This is a genomic window from Nostoc sp. MS1 (assembly GCF_019976755.1).
Taxonomy (GTDB): Bacteria; Cyanobacteriota; Cyanobacteriia; order Cyanobacteriales; family Nostocaceae; genus Trichormus.
The window spans coordinates 4,696,007-4,714,281 of record NZ_AP023441.1; the positions used below are offsets into that span (position 1 = coordinate 4,696,007).

At 40.6% G+C, this 18,275-nt stretch carries 17 protein-coding genes; 6 read left to right on the forward strand and 11 right to left on the reverse strand.

Translation table 11 applies throughout. From position 1 onward, the window contains the following. Positions 1 to 65: 65 nt before the first annotated feature. Entirely contained in the window at positions 66 to 503 is a 438-nt protein-coding gene (locus NSMS1_RS20330; RefSeq protein WP_224086567.1) for a DUF6918 family protein, read from the reverse strand. Positions 504 to 815: 312 nt separating this feature from the next. On the opposite strand from NSMS1_RS20330, the gene NSMS1_RS20335 reads away from it, so the two are divergent. Next, complete coding sequence (locus tag NSMS1_RS20335; RefSeq protein ID WP_224086568.1) at positions 816 to 2,528, forward strand: bifunctional serine/threonine-protein kinase/formylglycine-generating enzyme family protein; 1,713 nt, start codon at positions 816 to 818, stop codon at positions 2,526 to 2,528. Positions 2,529 to 2,732: 204 nt separating this feature from the next. Further along, positions 2,733 to 3,005 (forward strand): hypothetical protein, encoded by a 273-nt coding sequence (locus NSMS1_RS20340; RefSeq protein WP_224086569.1) that lies wholly within the window; start codon positions 2,733 to 2,735, stop codon positions 3,003 to 3,005. 459 nt (positions 3,006 to 3,464) lie between these two features. On the opposite strand, the gene NSMS1_RS20350 is transcribed toward NSMS1_RS20340, so the two are convergent. The 6 genes from NSMS1_RS20350 to NSMS1_RS20375 all read right to left on the reverse strand — a co-directional run bounded on the left by NSMS1_RS20350 (position 3,465) and on the right by NSMS1_RS20375 (position 10,177). Further along, a complete protein-coding gene (locus tag NSMS1_RS20350; RefSeq protein ID WP_224086570.1) occupies positions 3,465 to 3,728 on the reverse strand; it encodes a hypothetical protein in 264 nt (87 codons plus the stop codon). Then, entirely contained in the window at positions 3,725 to 3,955 is a 231-nt protein-coding gene (locus NSMS1_RS20355) for a hypothetical protein (protein WP_224086571.1), read from the reverse strand. Before NSMS1_RS20355 ends, NSMS1_RS20350 begins: the two co-directional genes overlap by 4 nt. A gap of 323 nt (positions 3,956 to 4,278) precedes the next feature. Further along, the gene (locus NSMS1_RS20360; RefSeq protein WP_224086572.1) at positions 4,279 to 6,261 is read right to left on the reverse strand and encodes a primary-amine oxidase; all 1,983 of its coding nucleotides are present in this window, start codon (positions 6,259 to 6,261) and stop codon (positions 4,279 to 4,281) included. Between the two features lie 185 nt (positions 6,262 to 6,446). Then, positions 6,447 to 7,070 (reverse strand): heme-copper oxidase subunit III, encoded by a 624-nt coding sequence (locus NSMS1_RS20365; RefSeq protein ID WP_224086573.1) that lies wholly within the window; start codon positions 7,068 to 7,070, stop codon positions 6,447 to 6,449. A 191-nt stretch (positions 7,071 to 7,261) separates the two neighbouring features. Beyond that, a complete protein-coding gene (gene ctaD, locus NSMS1_RS20370; protein WP_224086574.1) occupies positions 7,262 to 8,995 on the reverse strand; it encodes a cytochrome c oxidase subunit I in 1,734 nt (577 codons plus the stop codon). A gap of 99 nt (positions 8,996 to 9,094) precedes the next feature. Further along, positions 9,095 to 10,177, reverse strand: coding sequence for a cytochrome c oxidase subunit II (locus NSMS1_RS20375; protein WP_224086575.1), 1,083 nt, complete (start codon positions 10,175 to 10,177; stop codon positions 9,095 to 9,097). A 401-nt stretch (positions 10,178 to 10,578) separates the two neighbouring features. Here NSMS1_RS20375 and NSMS1_RS20380 point away from each other — a divergent pair, with 401 nt between their 5' ends. From NSMS1_RS20380 to NSMS1_RS20395, 4 genes are all read left to right on the forward strand, one after another. Then, positions 10,579 to 11,550 (forward strand): COX15/CtaA family protein, encoded by a 972-nt coding sequence (locus NSMS1_RS20380; RefSeq protein WP_224086576.1) that lies wholly within the window; start codon positions 10,579 to 10,581, stop codon positions 11,548 to 11,550. A 190-nt stretch (positions 11,551 to 11,740) separates the two neighbouring features. Next, positions 11,741 to 12,697, forward strand: a complete 957-nt coding sequence (locus NSMS1_RS20385) for a heme o synthase (protein WP_224086577.1) — start codon at positions 11,741 to 11,743, stop codon at positions 12,695 to 12,697. 221 nt (positions 12,698 to 12,918) lie between these two features. Next, a complete protein-coding gene (locus NSMS1_RS20390) occupies positions 12,919 to 13,167 on the forward strand; it encodes a multiprotein-bridging factor 1 family protein (protein ID WP_224086578.1) in 249 nt (82 codons plus the stop codon). Between the two features lie 44 nt (positions 13,168 to 13,211). After that, positions 13,212 to 13,838, forward strand: a complete 627-nt coding sequence (locus tag NSMS1_RS20395) for a restriction endonuclease (protein WP_411908693.1) — start codon at positions 13,212 to 13,214, stop codon at positions 13,836 to 13,838. An 8-nt stretch (positions 13,839 to 13,846) separates the two neighbouring features. Here the strand turns inward: NSMS1_RS20395 and NSMS1_RS20400 are convergent, their stop codons facing one another. From NSMS1_RS20400 to NSMS1_RS20415, 4 genes are all read right to left on the reverse strand, one after another. Beyond that, positions 13,847 to 14,935, reverse strand: a complete 1,089-nt coding sequence (locus NSMS1_RS20400; protein WP_224086580.1) for a DNA-methyltransferase — start codon at positions 14,933 to 14,935, stop codon at positions 13,847 to 13,849. Positions 14,936 to 15,236: 301 nt separating this feature from the next. Continuing rightward, entirely contained in the window at positions 15,237 to 15,380 is a 144-nt protein-coding gene (locus NSMS1_RS35350; RefSeq protein WP_317986522.1) for a hypothetical protein, read from the reverse strand. A gap of 215 nt (positions 15,381 to 15,595) precedes the next feature. Next, the gene (locus NSMS1_RS20410) at positions 15,596 to 16,399 is read right to left on the reverse strand and encodes a CPBP family intramembrane glutamic endopeptidase (protein ID WP_224086581.1); all 804 of its coding nucleotides are present in this window, start codon (positions 16,397 to 16,399) and stop codon (positions 15,596 to 15,598) included. Positions 16,400 to 16,736: 337 nt separating this feature from the next. Further along, entirely contained in the window at positions 16,737 to 17,174 is a 438-nt protein-coding gene (locus NSMS1_RS20415) for an AbrB family transcriptional regulator (protein WP_224086582.1), read from the reverse strand. Positions 17,175 to 18,275: the final 1,101 nt, after the last annotated feature.

Sequence of the window (18,275 nt, forward strand, 5' to 3'; positions counted from 1 at the left end):
CCAATTTGCCATTACCTATTACTAAATAAAGCAAGCATATTATCAGTAATTAGCCGAACTTGGTATTAAGCCTTAGCGTATCTCTCAATTACCTGAGCGAAATCTGGTACAGCTTCCTCTACGTGTTGCTTGGCTGAACCACGAAATTTATCATAAGTTCCCCGCACAAGCTGGCGTTTTGAGTCTTTAACTCTGGCATCGGTGATGCTGAGTAATGCGTCAGCTGTGCGAGAACGATTCTCAACTAAATGCCCCACGGGGTCGCCTTTCTGTACACCCTCACTCCATATAGGATCAAGCGCTTCAAAGCACTGTGGTAGGAGTTGTTCTACTACATTGGGGATATATCCAGGCTTGATTCCCTTTAAGGCTGCAAAGGCAGTTTTTAAGGCCATTCCACTTAGACCTGACTTAGAAGCAAGCTGTCCATCTATCATACGGCAGCAATCATCTACAACCAAAGCCTTTTTCGCTGGGTTCAAGAGTCCATCACTAAGTCCCATGTCACTCCTCTTTTGTATCAAAGTACTTGTACTTGATTTCCATACAATTATTTTTCCTGGTCAGCAGGAAATTACACAAAATAGTATCAGAAGTCATTAGTCATTAGTCCATATCAACAGTCAACAGTCAACTATACGTAAGCGGATTTTCTCAAGCGATTCGCATGAAATTTACTGTCCTGATCGCCCTTTTGGTAATGTGAAAGCTTGACTCTCAGCTAACACCCGGTATTCATCTGTGTCAGAAATCACTTGCTTAACCCCAGGAAATTTGCCAGAATATATCAGATTCCCCACCTCCAAGCTTAAAATATGCTAACGCCTGGTGTTATTCTGCGTAACCGCTATAAAATTATCTACATCCTGGGTAGTGGGGGATTTGGCGACACCTATTTAGCAGTAGATTTAGACTTACCTAATCAACCCAAATGTGTAGTTAAACACCTCAAACCCAACCTTGACCCCGCCGTATTACAAGTAGTTAGAAGATTATTTGACAGCGAAGCCCAAGTTTTATATCGGTTAGGCAATGATAGCGACCAAATACCCAGACTACTTGCCCACTTTGAAGAACAAGGCGAATTTTATCTAGTCCAAGAATTTGTAGATGGGGCAGACTTAAGCAAAGAAATCATACCCGGTAAAAAGTTAACCGAGCAAGAAGTTACGAAGCTATTACAAGAAATCCTAGCAATATTAGCAGTAGTTCACAAAAAGAACATCATCCACCGCGACATCAAACCGCAGAATATCATGCGTCGCCATCAAGACAGCAAGATAGTCCTGATTGACTTTGGTGCAGTGAAAGAAATTAATACTTTGATGGTAAATAGCCAAGGTCAAACCAGTGTTAGTGTTGTCATTGGCACACATGGTTATATGCCAAGTGAACAAGCAGTTGGACAACCAAAGCTATGCAGCGATGTCTATGCAGTAGGGATGTTAGCAATTTCTGCCTTGACAGGAATCCAACCCCACGAACTACCAAAAGATCCTACTAATGGCGAGGTAATTTGGCTCAATTGGGCAAAGGTCAGCAAAAAACTGGCAGATATTTTAAATAAGATGGTGGCTTATGACTTTCGGGATAGATATTTTTCAGCCGAGGAAGCGTTACAAGCAATTAAACCACCACAACGAGGACAAGCACCACTAAGAATTTTTAATACCCCCTCTTCGGTTTCTACTGATAACTTACAAACCTTTCAATTTGAAACGGTGACAATAGATGCAAGAGGAAATATTACTAACCGCCGCAATCAGGAAGCAAAATATTTTGTCCAAGACTTAGGGAATGGTGTCACCTTGGAAATGGTAAAGATACCAGGGGGAACATTTACAATGGGTTCACCGGAAGGGGAAGCGGGACGGGGCACAAATGAAAGTCCCCAGCATCGGGTTACAGTTCCCGGTTTCTTCATAGGAAAATATGCAGTTACCCAAGCACAGTATCAAGCAATTATGGGGACAAATCCTGCTTATTTTAAAGGTGAAAAGCGACCTGTAGAAACAGTCAGTTGGGATGATGCGGTCAAGTTTTGCAAAAGATTGAGTCAGAAGGCAAAAAAAACCTACAGCTTACCTAGCGAAGCCGAATGGGAATATGCTTGTCGTGCAGGAACAAGCACACCGTTTTATTTTGGTGAAACCATTACCACAGATTTAATTAACTACGACAGTAATTTACCTTATGGTGCTACACCCAAAGGTAAATATCGTCAGCAAACAACAGATGTAGGGAATTTTCCACCTAACGCTTTCGGTTTATACGATATGTGTGGCAATATATGGGAATGGTGTCAAGATGTCTATAATGAGAGTTACCAAAGCGCACCTATAGATGGTAGTGCGTGGCTAACTGGTAAAGATAATAACGTAAAGCTACTACGTGGCGGTAGTTGGAACAATATTACTTGGAATTGTCGTTCTGCCAATAGAAATAGGCTTGCGAACGCGGTTCGTAGCTATAGCGTTGGATTCCGCCTGGTGGCTATGGATATTTTAATTTTAAACCCCCCTTTTTAAGCGAGGAAAACTTCTTAAAATACCCCTTAAAAAGGTCGATTTAGGTGGATATAAAAGTATTTGGTACATTATTAAGGACTTTTCAAACATCCTGTAAATCCTGAATTAAGCGCACAAAAAATTCTTATAAGCTAGGATAAACATAAATCAGCAGTTAATTTTAATAGTTGCATTAGTACAAAATCGCAATATAGGAGAAAGAGCGTGCAAGCCATTCTTTTAAGCAGCGAAGAAGTCTGCAAACGAGCCAAAGCATTATATGACAATAACATTCGTCAGCAGGTAGAGACAGAAGAAAATATCGGTAAAATAGTAATTATCGACATAGAAACAGGTGAATATGCAGTTGATAAAACAGGTATAGAATCAGCCCGCTATTTACGTCAAAAAAAACCATTAGCTAGACTTTATGGGCTTCGCATTGGTTATAAATTCGCTGTTTCTTTCTGTGGTGATATGGAGCGTGATGATCGGTGATAACTGATATTGATTTTGAGTAGCTTCAGTAATATAACGATTTGCAGACACACCCAAATTCCATATTATTCAACTTGGTTTTGAGTTAGTGATGAATTTCTAATCATCCGATTTACTAAACTCAGATAATCATCTAATTCTTCATATTCATCTAATTCTTTTACTTCCTCTGAACTAAGTGTAGATTCTTTTTGCTTAATTAATAATGCTTCAATTCGCCCTTGTACTAAACTGGAAGCTCAAAATATCGGCACTCCTTCTACTAATTCAATGCGGACAGCAGCATCTAATGGTAAACTATTAGATAAATGTGACAATTTCATCAGTAAATTGGTTGTCATAGTAATTTAATTTAAAATATACAGGATTTATTTTTTTAAATAAAAGCTCTAGCTCAAGTAGATTAGGTTTCCTTACCTCAACCCAACCTACTTATTAAATATCAAAACTGCTGGCAACTCATGAGTAGAATCGCTCATAATCATCATGACTGCCTATCCAAAACCACGTAACTGTATCACCTTCAACAATTCCCAGAGCGCGATAGCTGCGTGTTACACGAACCGCCCAAATTGCCTCATCACTGTTGATACATTTAAAATGTAACGATGGATGAAATGGATTCTCTGCCCAAAGCTGATATGCTTTACGTGCTGCCTCTTTTACAGGATTGCTCAGTTGCCGATACTCATTCCAAAATGATGGCAGCGTTGCCGACTTCATAATTGTTCATAATCCATTGGCACAGACTGACCCTCGGCAATTTCTTGTTTGGCGCGCCGCGCTGCTGCAATGAGACTACCCTGCGTTTTTTGAAAGGAAGACTCCCATCGTGCTTCATCTTCTAAATCGGCAATAAACTCACGAAGATGCTCTGCAACAAGCTCTTGCAATTCATCAGGCAGAGACTCAACCATCTTGATGATTGTGGAAATAGTAGGTGAAGGCATATAATGAGCCGGGAATAACTTTTTTACAATTTTCCTGCTTGGTAGAACTATCAAAAACTTTCTTTACAATCTAGTTTTCTTGATAGCAATTTAATTCTAAACTACATCTAACTCAAATTACTCTGCGCTTTCCTCTGCGTTTAAAAACATTAAACCTCTTGCATAAATACTTTGGTGTAGATGACTATATTGTTTTAAAGCTCACGCAAAGGCGCAGAGGCGCAAAGAAGAACGCAAAATAGGATTTTTTTAAGTTATGTATTTTGAGTGATTAGTAATGATAGAGACATTGCATGGCAACGTCTCTACAACATGGTTAGCAATTACTCACCTAAATTAATTGCTGGGTTACGAGTGAAAAAGCCTCTGGGAGATAGTTTAAACCCAAGTTTGTGAACAGGCATCACAGGCCAATCTTCTGGCTTGGGTACATGAGTAATACCCATCGTGTACCACAAAACCACATCTTGATTAATCAAAGATTCATCATCGGCAATATATTCGGGTAAACCTTTTGCTGATGTCGCTTGGTTGGGATAATCACCACCAGCATATAATTCACCAGCTTTGTATTTAGTTACCCACACATGATGAGTTGCAAACTCCGCCTTCTGCCTAATCTTTGCACCCTCCACCGGGAAAAATACTGTGTTACCTCCTGACATCAGCATATATGCAGGCGCAACTCCTAAAGCATTCTTTTTCTCTGCACTGGCTATCATCCATTCTCGACTGTGTTTGATATCCAAATCACGCACAGCCGCTTTTTCAGTATTGAGTGACGTATCTTGCACTGTTATTGCATTGCCTATTGGGTTATCCTTACCCATCGGCAAGCTTTGCACATTCATCTCCATCACATTATTAGCTTGTCCGTCAACATCCATATCTAAGCGATAGTTAAAGAAGTGCTGATGATTGACACCAAAAAGGTTTTTAGCTAACAACCTTCCATAAGCATCATCTTTAGATTGGGTTTGTGCCTGGGTTCCTTGTGCTAAGACAATACCTGTTAAGTCATTCTCTACTTCTAAAGTCCCATCTTGGTGGAAAATCCAGTTAATGCCGTAATCATAGTTATCAACCGCAGCCGTGATGGTAATGACTAACTCTCGGTTACGCCGTACATCGTTGCGTTGAGTTTTATATTCATAATGTTTCCAGAGTATGCCGTTATCGCGTTCGTAAATACCGACAACCCCAGACATAGTATAGGGTTCTCCGTCTTCATTGGCAAATACGGCATCAAGTAATACCCCATTTTGGGGAACTTCTTTACCTAACTCCATTGTGCTGGCTAACAAACCCAGGTTATATTCACCTACATCAAAGGCATTCCTAAATGACCAAGTTGGATCAGGGTCGCCGTAAGGTACTACCATTTCCGACAAGCTACCGCGATACAATATTGGTCGGATATTTTCACCATCTTTGTAAGTTACTTGATACAGTACCAACCCATCGCGCGGGTGCATGAGATAACGAAACTTCCAACCTTGCCAGCTTATTTCATTGCCTTTGATTTGGAAACTCTTGCCTTTTGGTTGCAAGATTTGCAGAAATTTCGGCGGTGCAAGTAATTTACCCAAAGATTGTAAATCATAGTCCCAATTCTCTTTGGAGATGGGAACTATACCTTGATCAATAAAATTGGTGACTTTACCTTTATTCAAATCAACTGTTGCTATTACTCCCTCGATGGGACTACCGTAATGATTCCAGCTTTCGCCGCTATAAAATAATAAAGTCCGACACAAACGGCTACCCGTGGCTTCTTCTTCTTGACTTAAAATTCCTGCTCCCCAGCAACTAACTACCACTTTGTCAAAATCCTTAATTCCCCGCTTCTTCATAGCTTCCTGCCATCGGGGATCTGAGGTGACTACCTGCCGTGCTAACCTATACTCTGCGTTGAAAATAGCTGGTTGGACATTGGGCTTTTCTTGCCAGGAGACGATTTTTTGCGTTTTCAGGTCAACAATAGCCTCATATGTTTTATTTTGCGATCGCTCATACACTACCAAAAAAGCCTTACGCTCGAATGGTTGACCTTGTGTAAAATTTATAACTTCTTGTTTATTAGGTTCCGCCAAAGCAATTAAGGGAAAAGCCGCCATATCAGTTAAAGCCTTTTCCTTTTTAATCAAAGCAACAGCCGTTTTAATTTCTGTCTCAGTCAAAGCTGTCAGAGGGTGGGAAATAGATGGCTGCTGTGCTGTGGCTGTTCCTATAAATCTAAATGAAATAACAAAGCCAATAGTGATAATGATAGCTAACAAAAAAAATAGTTTTAACCGCTTCATCATGCTTAAGAATCTGCAAATAAATTTATTATTTATTTCCTGAGATTAGATATAAAACCGAATTAAAGCTAAATGTCATTAGTTATTAGTCCATAGTCAACAGTCAACAGACACACACAAAAAAACCCCCAGAGGGGGGCTGAATTGTTATGTTGTCCGCGTGGAGTGAACAACTATATAAGTAATACCTACAGTATGTACAGTAATCCGAATAAAATAATCCAGATTACGTCTACGAAGTGCCAGTATATTTCCGCAGCTTCGATACCAAAGCGTTTTTCCTTGCTATAGTGACCAGGAGTACGCGATCGCCACAGTACAGCCAAAATCGCTAAAACGCCGATGGTTACGTGCAAACCGTGAAAACCAGTCAATACATAAAAGGCACTGGCAAATAAATTAGTAGTTAGTCCAAATTCTAAATGTGTATATTCATACACCTGACCAACCAAGAATATTGCACCCATTGCCGCAGTAATTGCCAGCCAAGTACGCATACCCTTAGTATCATTCTTCTTAATTGCTGTATCAGCATTGTGCATGACAAAGCTACTAGCAATTAGATTGACGGTGTTTACACCAGGAAGCAACAATTCTAACTCTGGTGTACCTGCTGGCGGCCATACGGGTAAAGTTGAACGGAAAGCGAGATAAGCTCCGAACAAGCCCAAGAATATCATTCCCTCTGCGACAAGGAAGACAAATAATCCAAATAGCCGATGATCTGGATGTTCTTCATGATGACCAGATGCTTCGGCGGCGTGGTGGTGATTTAGTTGCGTTTTCGCTGGGTCAATAGTTTGACTTTGCATGAATCTTAAAAATTGTGAGTGGGGAATGGGGATTAGATTGAGTTACTAACCTCTAGGGGGTGTTTTCCAACTATTCGTTGTGCCACTTGACCTTTTAGATCCCCCTAAATCCCCCTTCAAAAGGGGGACTTTGAGCTAAATTTCCCCCCTTTTGAAGGGAGGGGGGGATCATAAGACTTTGAAAACAAGCCCTAGCCTCTACCCTCTATGGTGGGGTATGGCTCATCAGGGGCAGCCCTTAGCACTGAGTTGGGGCCGCCAGATAAAACTGGATTAGGATCGGATAAGGGTACACCTTCTTTAGCCTTTTCCAAACCGTAATCATAAGGGCCTGTAACTAAGACTGGAAGTGCATCAAAATTCTCAATCGCTGGTGGTGAGGTGGTCATCCACTCTAGGGTAAGTCCGCGCCAAGGATTATTGCCAGCTTTCTCACCGTACAACCAACTCCAAATTGCATTGAAGATGAAGGGGAAAGTGGAAACTGCCAGGATGTAAGCCCCGTATGTGCAAATTTCATTCAAAAATGTAAATTTGGGGTCGTATTGAGCAACACGGCGGTTCATCCCCATCATGCCTAGCTTGTGCATGGGTAGGAATGCCATGTTTAGACCAACAATAGTTAAGACAAAGTGAACATTACCCCAAAATTCATTCATCATCCGTCCCGTCATTTTCGGGAACCAATGATAAATGGCGGCGAAAATACCCAGTACGCTACCACCAAATAAGACGTAGTGCAGGTGAGCAACGACAAAATAGGTATCATGGACGTGGATATCAAAAGGCACGGCTGCCAACATTACACCACTGACACCACCTATTACGAATGTACCGACGAAGCCCATCGCAAATAGCATAGGGGGGTTGAACTGGATTTTACCGCCCCACATCGTACCCAACCAGCTAAAAATTTTGATCCCTGTGGGTACGGCGATGATCATCGTTGTGATCATGAAGAACATCCGCAACCAACCAGGGATACCACTGGTAAACATGTGGTGCGCCCAGACGATTAACCCTAAGAAACTGATGGCTAAGGATGAGTAGGCGATCGCTTTATAACCAAAAATCGGTTTGCGCGAATGTACCGGGATAATCTCAGATATTGTCCCAAAGAAGGGCAAAATCATGATATAAACCGCCGGGTGGGAGTAAAACCAGAACATATGCTGGTAAACCACCGGGTCGCCGCCACCTGTAGGATTGAAAAATGTCGTCCCTGCCAACAAGTCAAAAGCCAGCAGAATCAAACCTGCGGCTAACACTGGTGTAGAAAGTAAAACCAGTGCGGAAGTAGCAAACATAGCCCAGCAGAACAAAGGCATTTGATGGAATCCCATACTGGGGATACGCATCTTATAAATGGTGACGAGGAAATTAATCGCCCCCAAAATCGATGACGTACCCAACAGCAGGACACTGATAATCCAGATCGCCTCACCTACTTGTCCTGTTACCAAGCTCAAAGGAGGGTAGGAAGTCCAGCCTGCATCAGGTGCATCCCCTACAACTAAACTAGAAATCAGCAACAGTCCAGCCGGGGGAATCATCCAAAAAGCTACAGCATTTAATCTAGGAAATGCCATATCTTTAGCCCCAATCATCAGGGGAATGAGATAGTTAGCAAATCCCGCACCAGCCGGCACAATCCACAAGAAAATCATGATTGTGGCGTGCAGTGTAAATAAGCTGTTGTAAACTTCCGGCGTAACAAAGTCAACTTCTGGCGTGCGTAGTTCTGTACGCACCAAGTCAGCCATCACGCCGCCAATGCAGTAAAAAATGAACGAGGTGACAAGGTATTGAATCCCGATCACCTTATGGTCGGTATTAAAACTAAAGTAGTCTCGCCAATGTCTTTCCCCAGGCTCGTCAATACGAGCGGGGATATTGGCTGTTTCTTGTAACTGGGCTTGTGTCATAGTTATTTGTCAATAGTCATTAGTCAATAGTCATTAGTCAATAGTCATTAGTCATTGGTTATAGCTGTGGACTTTGGACTATGGACTTTGGACTAAAAACTATTTGTGCATGTGGTGTAACATTTCGGGTTTGATTCCCAATTCCTTCGTATAAGGAGCGAGAAATTCGTCAGGAGTGAGGTTTGCGGGATTAACAGCTACGGCTTGATTGAGGGTTTCTGTGTTAGCTGCTACCTGTTCCTGCATCCATTTGTTAAATGCTTCTTCAGGTTCCACTACTACCTGAGTTCTCATCGCGCCGTGGTAGGGGCCGCAGAGTTCGGCACAGATAAGAGTATAGTCACCAGCTTTGTTTGGGGTGAAGCGGATTTCACTTTGTCTACCGGGGATCGCGTCTTGTTTGAGACGAAATTCAGGAACCCAAAAGGCATGGATGACATCGTTGGCTGTCATATTGATTTCCACCTCGCGCCCAATAGGAACGTGCAGTTCGCCAGTGGTTATGCCTGTTTCTGGATAAGTGAAAATCCAAGCGTATTGTAGCCCTGTAACATTGACTTTTAGTCCAGGTGCTTGACCGACTTTATCAGGACTTGTGCCAAGGGTGGGAGCAACACTACCGACACCGGGAGCATCTTGTTTCTGGGGGATTTGGTCGGCGTTGCGGACTGCGGCTGTGGCTGGGTCTTGCATCGCCTCATCAGATTTTTCTTGATTGCGGTTAGGCGTAGTGTTGGGGGGAGTATCGTTGAGAGTAGCTGCGATCGCCGCCCCAGGCATTGTCATGGAACTCTGAGTTATTGGCGCTTCGTGGACTGCGTGGGGATCAAAGCCACCGATGTCATTATAAACTTCAAAGCTATAGACAGAAATACCGATAACTATAATTGCGGGGATCGCTGTCCAGAGTATTTCTAATGGGACATTACCCTCGACTGGGGGGCCGTCTTCATTATCACCAGCCCGCCGACGATATTTAATTGCACAGTAAATTAATACACCTTCAACAAGCAAAAATATACCTGTAGAAACGGTCATCATCGTATTAAAAAGACCGTCAACTAAATCGGCTTCATCAGAAGCAGCAACTGGTAATAATCCATGATTTTGACCATACCAAAGGCTTGCCAGGGTTAGCCCGATGCCTATTAGTAATGTCCAGATTGAACTTGGAATTTTCACGGCTCACTCAATTGAATTGGTTACTTTATTTTGAAGCATCTCACTTACTAAGGTAATCTAGGCTATTAAATATGGAGCCGAATGGTCTGAAATCTTTATTAATTTTTTCGACTACATTAGGAATTTTGAGTAAAAGAGATTTATTAGATACTTCCCAGAGTAGATGCCAATAATTAGAAAAATTTAAGGAAAATTTAGCAATTGAAAATTAATAAAGTCTAAACCATTTATGACAACTTAAAAAATACCTAAGGCTTGAGGCAAACAAGCAATGTAGTAGTTAAAAGTAATAAGTAAACGCCATCAATAAATCCAGTTGTATAAGCTAGGGTGGAGATGGGTCGGTATTGAAAAAAAGAAATTTAAGCAGCTCTACCAAGGGCGGGCAGAAGGTATTGTTAATGAGTGAATTTGTTCTAGAACAACAAAATGAAACGGTAGCAGAGCAACGAAAGCCCAAGGATATGATTCGGGGCTTGGTGTGGAAGATGGCTATAGCCACCTTGATTCTCATGGCTATAGGTTCTGCCACCCGCGTGATGAATGCTGGGCTTGCTTGTCCAGACTGGCCCCTCTGCTACGGCGAACTAGTGCCAGCCAAGCAAATGAATTTACAAGTTTTCTTGGAATGGTTTCACCGACTAGATGCAGCTTTGATTGGCATCAGTGCGATCGCCTTATTTGGTTTATCCTGGTGGCATCGGCGTAATTTACCTTCCTGGCTGCCTTGGGCATCAACTTTTGCCCTATTCCTCATCGTCTTTCAAGGCATCCTGGGAGGACTCACTGTCACCCAATTATTACGATTTGATATCGTTACCGCCCACTTGGGAACAGCACTGCTGTTTTTCACTACTCTACTAATCATCGGCATCGCTCTCACTCCCTATCAAGGCACAGGTAACGTCGGTAAGCTGCCTTGGGTGGGTTTAGTCGCTGCGATTTTAGTTTATGTACAAAGTCTTTTAGGTGCATTAGTCGGCTCTCGCTGGGCGCTACATCAATGCTTCGCAGGTTCTCAACTTTGCGGCGTGATGTACACCCACATCTTTGGCTTAGTACCGCCCACAGTAGCAACCTTGGCAGTGGTTTTAATTTCCTGGCGGACACCAGCGTTACATCCTGCTTTGCGACGATTAGCTAATATGGCGGGAGGATTGTTAATTCTGCAAATCCTCGTGGGATTTGCCACTTTCCGTCTCCACCTGCAAGTCGAACCCCTAACCGTGTCTCACCAAGCGATAGGAGCTACATTGCTCGGTACTTTAGTAGCTTTTACCGTTTTTGCCCTCCGCGACTGGACAGCCAGCCGGGAAATCAACACCTACCCAGTTGGTTTAGCAGCAACCGCTACAAATACGCAAACACAATGAGGGAGTGGGGAAAGAACAGAGCAGGGGGAGTAGGGGAGGTAAAAACTCTCTCTCCCAGCCTCCCCAGCCTCCTCATCTTCCTCAGCCCTTCTTCTCCCTCATCCCTCCCACGATAGTTACCACCATTACTTACAACTCGCTATTAGTTGGGCTGCAACTAAGTTGTTGAAAATAAGGAATTATACTCAAAATGATTGAGACTAATGTCTCTCGTCGCCACCACGAAACGTTTCTCCAGGTAATTCAAAGCTATTACCAGCTAACTAAACCTCGGATTATTCCGTTGTTGTTGATTACTACAGCTGGGAGTATGTGGATTGCTGCTCAGGGACAAGTAGACCCTGTGTTATTGTTAGTCACTATGGCTGGTGGTACTTTAGCTGCTGCTAGCGCCCAAACGATTAACTGCATTTATGACCGGGATATTGATTATGATATGGAACGGACTCGGCATCGTCCTATGCCATCCGGTAAAGTGCAACCTCGTGATGCGCTAATTTTTGCGATCGCTCTTGCCGTTCTATCTTTTACTCTACTAACAGTATTTGCTAATCTTCTTGCCGCTTTACTCGCATTCTCAGGCATTATTTTTTACGTTTTGGTCTATACCCATTGGTTAAAACGTCATAGTACCCAAAATATTGTCATTGGTGGTGCGGCTGGGGCAATTCCCGCTTTAGTTGGTTGGGCAGCCGTTACAGGTACACTCAGCTGGAGTGCATGGTTAATTTTTGCCATCGTCTTTTTATGGACACCTCCCCATTTCTGGGCTTTGGCTTTAATGATTCGTGATGACTATGCCAAAGTTGGCATCCCTATGTTACCTGTAGTTGAAGGTAATCAGGCAACAGTTAAGCAAATCTGGTACTACACACTGATTACAGTGGCCGCTACTTTATTGTTGGTTTATCCTCTGCATTCTAGCGGTATTGTTTATGCTGCGATCGCCTTATCTTTAGGGGCAATATTCATTCGCAAATCTTGGCGCTTGCTGCATAACCCAGAGGATCGCACTACAGCCAGAGAATTGTTTCTCTTCTCTATCTCCTACATGATGCTGTTGTGTTTGGGAATGGTAGTTGATAGCCTCCCCCTCACCCATCATTTAGTTAATGCTGTTATCAGTCAGTTGCATCTAGTTAGTTAAAACATGGATTCTCAAGCGATCGCGCTGGTATTATATTGTGGCGCGATCGTATTTTTCAATATTAAAAAAACTATATTTACTAGTCAGTATCAACTAATAACCGATTTTGGGTTAATCCTATATTAGGTTTTAACATCTAACTAATCAAACCTTGATTCCAGCACTTGAGACAGCAGCCATAGAGGCTAAGTGAAGTGTGGCATAAAATAAACTAAATTCATGTGTCTAAATCAGTCTTTACCGAGAGATACAATCGATTTCGCCAATTACTAATCAAAGCTCGCCAAGTAGCCAGGCTTACTCAATCTGAGCTATCAACAAAGCTTTCGCGTCCACAGTCATACGTCTCGAAGTATGAACGTGGTGAACGCCGTTTGGATGTAATTGAATTTTTAGAAGTAGCGGAAGCTCTTGATATTGAACCAGAAACATTTATAAAAACATTGCTTGAAGAAACACAGGAGAAGTAATTATTATTATTCAATTTTCAGATTTTAACGATGCTGATAATATTATCAACACACAATATCAAGCTGAATGGAACGAAATTAGTAGTAGTCTGACTCAAATGCCTTTGCATATCAAGCCTTCTGATCAGGCAAAGAAGCAAGGTAATCCTATTTTCGATCCAGTAGGAAGCAATCAACATATAAAAAACTCATTGGTCAAGCAAGGATGGCATAGTAATATCTTAATTCCAGCAGCATACAGGTTTTTAGGAAAAGACGTTGATTTTGGGAAATCAGGTATCATTCTAGAAAGCCAGTTTTCTAACTATCCATTTCTTTTAAACAATCTATTACGCTCAGAGCTGTTTTTTAAAGCTAGTATTCATTTTGCAGGCAACGCTACAAAGCTATTAGTTATTATTACAAAAGCTCAAATGTTCCCTGCTTCTAATAGTACGCTCTATTATGAACAAGCTGTTCAGCAATTAACTGCTTTAATTGAAAATAATGTCTTTGATGTACCAATTAGACTTATTGGATTATTTGAGCAGCCAAATGTAACTATATCAGCTATTTATACTGTATATCAAAGTACAAGATACTCTAGAATCGCTAATACGCGAATTGAGTGTAGTTGTCAAATAAGTCCTAGCAGACCAAGAAGTAAGCGTTATAAAATTCAAATAATTTAACCAAAAAATTAGAATAACTCTAACTGAATCTGTTGATTTTTTTGACTTTTATCTGAGTTTTGTTTACCATTTCCATTGAGATTTGGATCTACAGGAATATCTTCACCTTGTAAAGTAGCTGAAAAAGCTGCTTCCTCATAAAGCAATCGCTCATACATTTCCTGCAAATGGTACTCTTCAGGATATATTTTTGCCTTACTTCTATCTGATGCCTTTTCTCCTACTTGCAAATCAAATCTAAATTTTTCGATTGGCTGACCTGTAAGCTCAACGTAATCTCGTAAAGTTTTTAGATTTGGAAAACAGCCTTTTTCATCAGGTTTTCCACTGAGCCGCCGAAGAGCTACTTGATGATATTTTGAATCTATTTCCGTACCTATAAAGTCTCGGTTGTGGTTTTTGCACACAACTGCTACTGTGCCAGATCCCATATACGGATCAAAAACTAAATTACCTGCTTGAGTTGTAGCTAATACAATTCTGGCGACTAAATCTTCTGGAAATTGGCAAGGATGTATCGTTTGTTCCTCATGATTATGTTTCACGTTTCGGAATAACCAAATGTCTCCAGGATTTTTACCATCTGGATTACATGATAGTTCTCCCTTACGATTCCCTCGATAATGTTTTTTATTTTGATATTTTTGCGGAACCCTTATGGTATCTAAGTTGAATGTATATTCATTTGTTTTAGTAAACCAAAGAATTGTCTCGTGTCTACAAGAAAATTTCTTTTGAGCATGAAGTCCATGCTGTCTAGCCCAGATAATTCGATTTCTAGGCAACAAACCCAATGATTCTAATATTGGGAAAAAGCGGACATCAAGAGGTATAATTGTACCTTTATCAGAAAAAGCGCCTATCTGCCAAAATAGTGAACCTGTTTTTTTTAGAATACGGCTGCACTCTCGCAGTACAATTTTTTGTTCTTCTAAATAAATATCAAGAGCTTGTCTTGCTTCGTATTCCTTACCTAAATTGTACGGAGGTGAAGATATAATCAAATCAACACATTCATCTGGCAAATTTTTTAATAGTGTTATGCAATCTCCTAAAATAATTTGATTTATTGGTAGTGTTTGTTTTTCACTCTTCAATGCTATACCTACCTTTTACAAAAAAAATAGATTTCTTGCAAAACTCCCAAGTTATTAATAATTAACCGCCGATATAGACGTTCGCGGTAGCGTCTGTCTACGACACTCTCCACGAACGTAGAGAAGTATTCCCGTAGCGTACGCCGATAAACGCCTATGAAGAATACTTATGCAAGATGTCTAATAACTGAGTTATTGAATATAATAACCCAAAATAGGTTATTATACAAGCTAAACTATGCGCCGAAATTCGTTGCTTAGTTGTTTCTTACGTCTGCTCAATTCCCTAAAATAAGCTAAATCACGTCACAAGCAATGGTGAATCAACATCTAAAAGCCAATTTTCATCAACAAATTCTAGATTTTCATTATAAACAAGAACCAATTCACCAAGTTTTTGAGCTTTACTACTTACAGTTTTTGTATTATCACCAGCATCAGCCATGAGTAAAAACTTTAGTTGTAAAAAACGTTATTTGTGAGTAACGCCGATAGAACTGCTAATTAATTCAGCTTGTAGGGTACGAGGTAAGGTGATTGTTTCATAATATTAATCTTGGTCATCCCAGTAGCCACACACTTGATACTCACATTGTTCTAAATGTTCTTGAACAAGTGTATTAGCATCAATAAACTTGAACAAGGTATGAGTTTCCTACTTCATAACAGAGGAGATAACCAGAGTATTAAGCTAGTTCCTAAAACACAGATAATTCCTGCAACCCCAGCTATGGGTTTTTGATTTTTACCCGTCCACCATTCGGAGACTTTACCAGTGTAAGTGACTAACTGGGCTGTATCTATAGTAGCGATCGCCCATACCAAAGCTGAATGTAATCCCCACGCTATTCCTAAACTACTGCGATCGCTTATCCTCGCCAACACTAGCATCATTCCTAATAACCATAACCCCGGTATTTGAGGTAAAGTTTCCCGTTGTTCCCAAACTAAATGTAAAACAGCAAATATCAGGCTGGAAATTATCGCTGCTGTCCATAATGGATAGTCTCGTGCTAATTCCGTCAACAGGAACCCACGAAAAACTAATTCTTCTATTCCTCCCACCAATAACGCTATCAATAAGATAGGAAATGAGACAGATGCTAATTGCTTGATATTTAACTCTTTAAAATAGCACCAACCTAAGCAGAATTGACAGGTAAATAAAATAACTATACTTACACTCCCCAAGCCAAAACCCAAGGCTAAGGAACTCAAAAAGGCAAAACTACTTACGAAGCCGTAATTTGCAAAAGAGCCATTAGTAAACCAAATTACTCCCCAAAGCACCAGAGGCGCTAATAAGTACAGAGACACCATCAATGGTAATTTCTGCTCTGGTTGTAACGGTTTTGTAGGTTGCCAATTTAATAATTTTAACGATATTGCGGCAATTGGCAACCAGCACCCTAACCAACTAATAAAAAACGCCATCACAACAATTATTGCTGAAGCATCTTTCATCAATGCCAGCAGATTGTTAATAGATGGCGTAAGCAAATTTATCAAATTTAACACAAAAACCACAACAGACTGTTTGCAGAATAAATTTTGGCTGATTAATTAAGCCTCTACTAAGAGTAGCTACTTCTGCAAGGATTTAATCGGATTTTTGCGATCGCTATGATTAATTATTCAGGGATAGGGTAAAAACATAACTTTAACTTATCCCTTACTCATGAAAGTGACATCAATTCTTCAAAATTCAACAGCAAATCGAAATTCAGGAACTCTGAATAAATTTGGCTCTCTTAATGCTGAATTTTGTAGCTTGCGGCAAGCAGGCTATTTTAAATTGATATTACTCCTCATCGTCTTCTAAATCCTCATCAGATTCATCAATATCTAAATCTGGGGAAAGTTTTTTATCAGTTTCACCCAGTTGAATCAAATGAATGTGTTTATATCCCAGTCTGATTTCAAATTCATCACCAGGTTTTAGTCCCATTGCTTTGGTGTAAGTAGCACCAATGACAATTTGACCGTTTTGATGCACGCTAACACGATATGTCGGTTCACGACCACGGCCATCTTTGGGTGCTTCTGGACTTAGAGGAATACCTCTAGCAGATAGCAAAGCATCATAAAAATCTGTGAGGTTAACCCGGACTTGGTTGTTCTTAGTAACGGTATAATAACCGCACTGTTTAGCTCTTTCTCGTCGTGGTAAATTAGAAAGTTCTTTTACCTTAGCTAGTAGTGCTTTTCCAGTTAAAGGGGCGGTTGCAGTTTCAGTCATTACGCTCAAATTTTCCTTACTCTCTCCAAACTGATAAATTATGTCATCATATGCCAGTACTCAACTTCTTAGCATCCGCTAAAAGCTACTGGAGACATTAAATGTCAAGGGTGAATTTTGCTGACAATAGCCTCAAATACCTCTATTGTGTTTAATCACAACACCCTATGAGGTCATGAGTTTCAGAGGCGCTAATTCCAGTGATTTTAAGGCACTTTTAACCATAATTCGCCATTGGAAATGCAATTTTTTTCTCTTTTGGTACTACTGTTGTGGTGTAACTTTGCACCACATTAACAAATTGTGTAGGTTCTACTACAAACTAGTCGTAGACCAAAGAAATTGCAGGTTTTCCATATTTGATGCTTGCCTTTGTTGCTTTTGAGTTATCAGGTTTTACCTAATTTTGCTCTTGGGCTTTAGACAGCATGGCCTTTGAATATGGTCTGGACATACACCCTTTTTTGCTGTGTCCTGCCTGTAGAGACAAGAAGTTTCATGTCTCTATGTTACGAAGAAACCGAGCAGTAGTAGCAGCAGTAATACAGCTGTTGATTCTGGTTTTGTTACTTCGTAATTTTATATTAAATACTAGCATGGACTAATAATAGCAAAATAGTTGTTTATTTTTAAATATAACTTGCAAATAAATTTTCAGTTAAAGCCCAAGAGGATGAAAATAAAAAGCAGAGGCAATTTTATTTAGGGTTTATGAGCTAGAGTGATGATTACACTATGGCTTTTATAAAAATTAATTTAAATTAAGATGAGTAGTTTTGACGAGAGAGTTATATCTTGAGATTCTCTCGATTGAGAAAAAACAAAAATTCTGGAGTATGAAAAGCCTAGTATATTCTCCCCTCGCAAAAACTCTTGTGTTTTCTGTACGTCTGTCTGTGGGAAGAAATCGTTGTATATCCATCTAGCACTATCTTGCCACCACTAGATGTTTATTATCAGCTTTAACGCTTCCATATAATAAAATGGCATTTTAGTGATGGAGATGAAAGTAGGGAGTAGGAGGTAGGGTAAAGGGAAAAGAAATTTTTTACTTTGAAGTCACAGTTAATGTGGAAAAGAGGCTATACATTAGGGAAGAAG

Coding starts and splice junctions, on each gene's coding strand:
- NSMS1_RS20360 (WP_224086572.1), bottom strand. CDS start 6,261: ATGATGAAGCGGTTAAAACTATTTTTTTTGTTAGCTATCATTATCACT.
- NSMS1_RS20350 (WP_224086570.1), bottom strand. CDS start 3,728: ATGAAGTCGGCAACGCTGCCATCATTTTGGAATGAGTATCGGCAACTG.
- NSMS1_RS20365 (WP_224086573.1), bottom strand. CDS start 7,070: ATGCAAAGTCAAACTATTGACCCAGCGAAAACGCAACTAAATCACCAC.
- NSMS1_RS20330 (WP_224086567.1), bottom strand. CDS start 503: ATGGGACTTAGTGATGGACTCTTGAACCCAGCGAAAAAGGCTTTGGTT.
- ctaD (WP_224086574.1), bottom strand. CDS start 8,995: ATGACACAAGCCCAGTTACAAGAAACAGCCAATATCCCCGCTCGTATT.
- NSMS1_RS20385 (WP_224086577.1), top strand. CDS start 11,741: ATGATTGAGACTAATGTCTCTCGTCGCCACCACGAAACGTTTCTCCAG.
- NSMS1_RS35350 (WP_317986522.1), bottom strand. CDS start 15,380: ATGGCTGATGCTGGTGATAATACAAAAACTGTAAGTAGTAAAGCTCAA.
- NSMS1_RS20335 (WP_224086568.1), top strand. CDS start 816: ATGCTAACGCCTGGTGTTATTCTGCGTAACCGCTATAAAATTATCTAC.
- NSMS1_RS20415 (WP_224086582.1), bottom strand. CDS start 17,174: ATGACTGAAACTGCAACCGCCCCTTTAACTGGAAAAGCACTACTAGCT.
- NSMS1_RS20380 (WP_224086576.1), top strand. CDS start 10,579: ATGAGTGAATTTGTTCTAGAACAACAAAATGAAACGGTAGCAGAGCAA.
- NSMS1_RS20410 (WP_224086581.1), bottom strand. CDS start 16,399: ATGAAAGATGCTTCAGCAATAATTGTTGTGATGGCGTTTTTTATTAGT.
- NSMS1_RS20355 (WP_224086571.1), bottom strand. CDS start 3,955: ATGCCTTCACCTACTATTTCCACAATCATCAAGATGGTTGAGTCTCTG.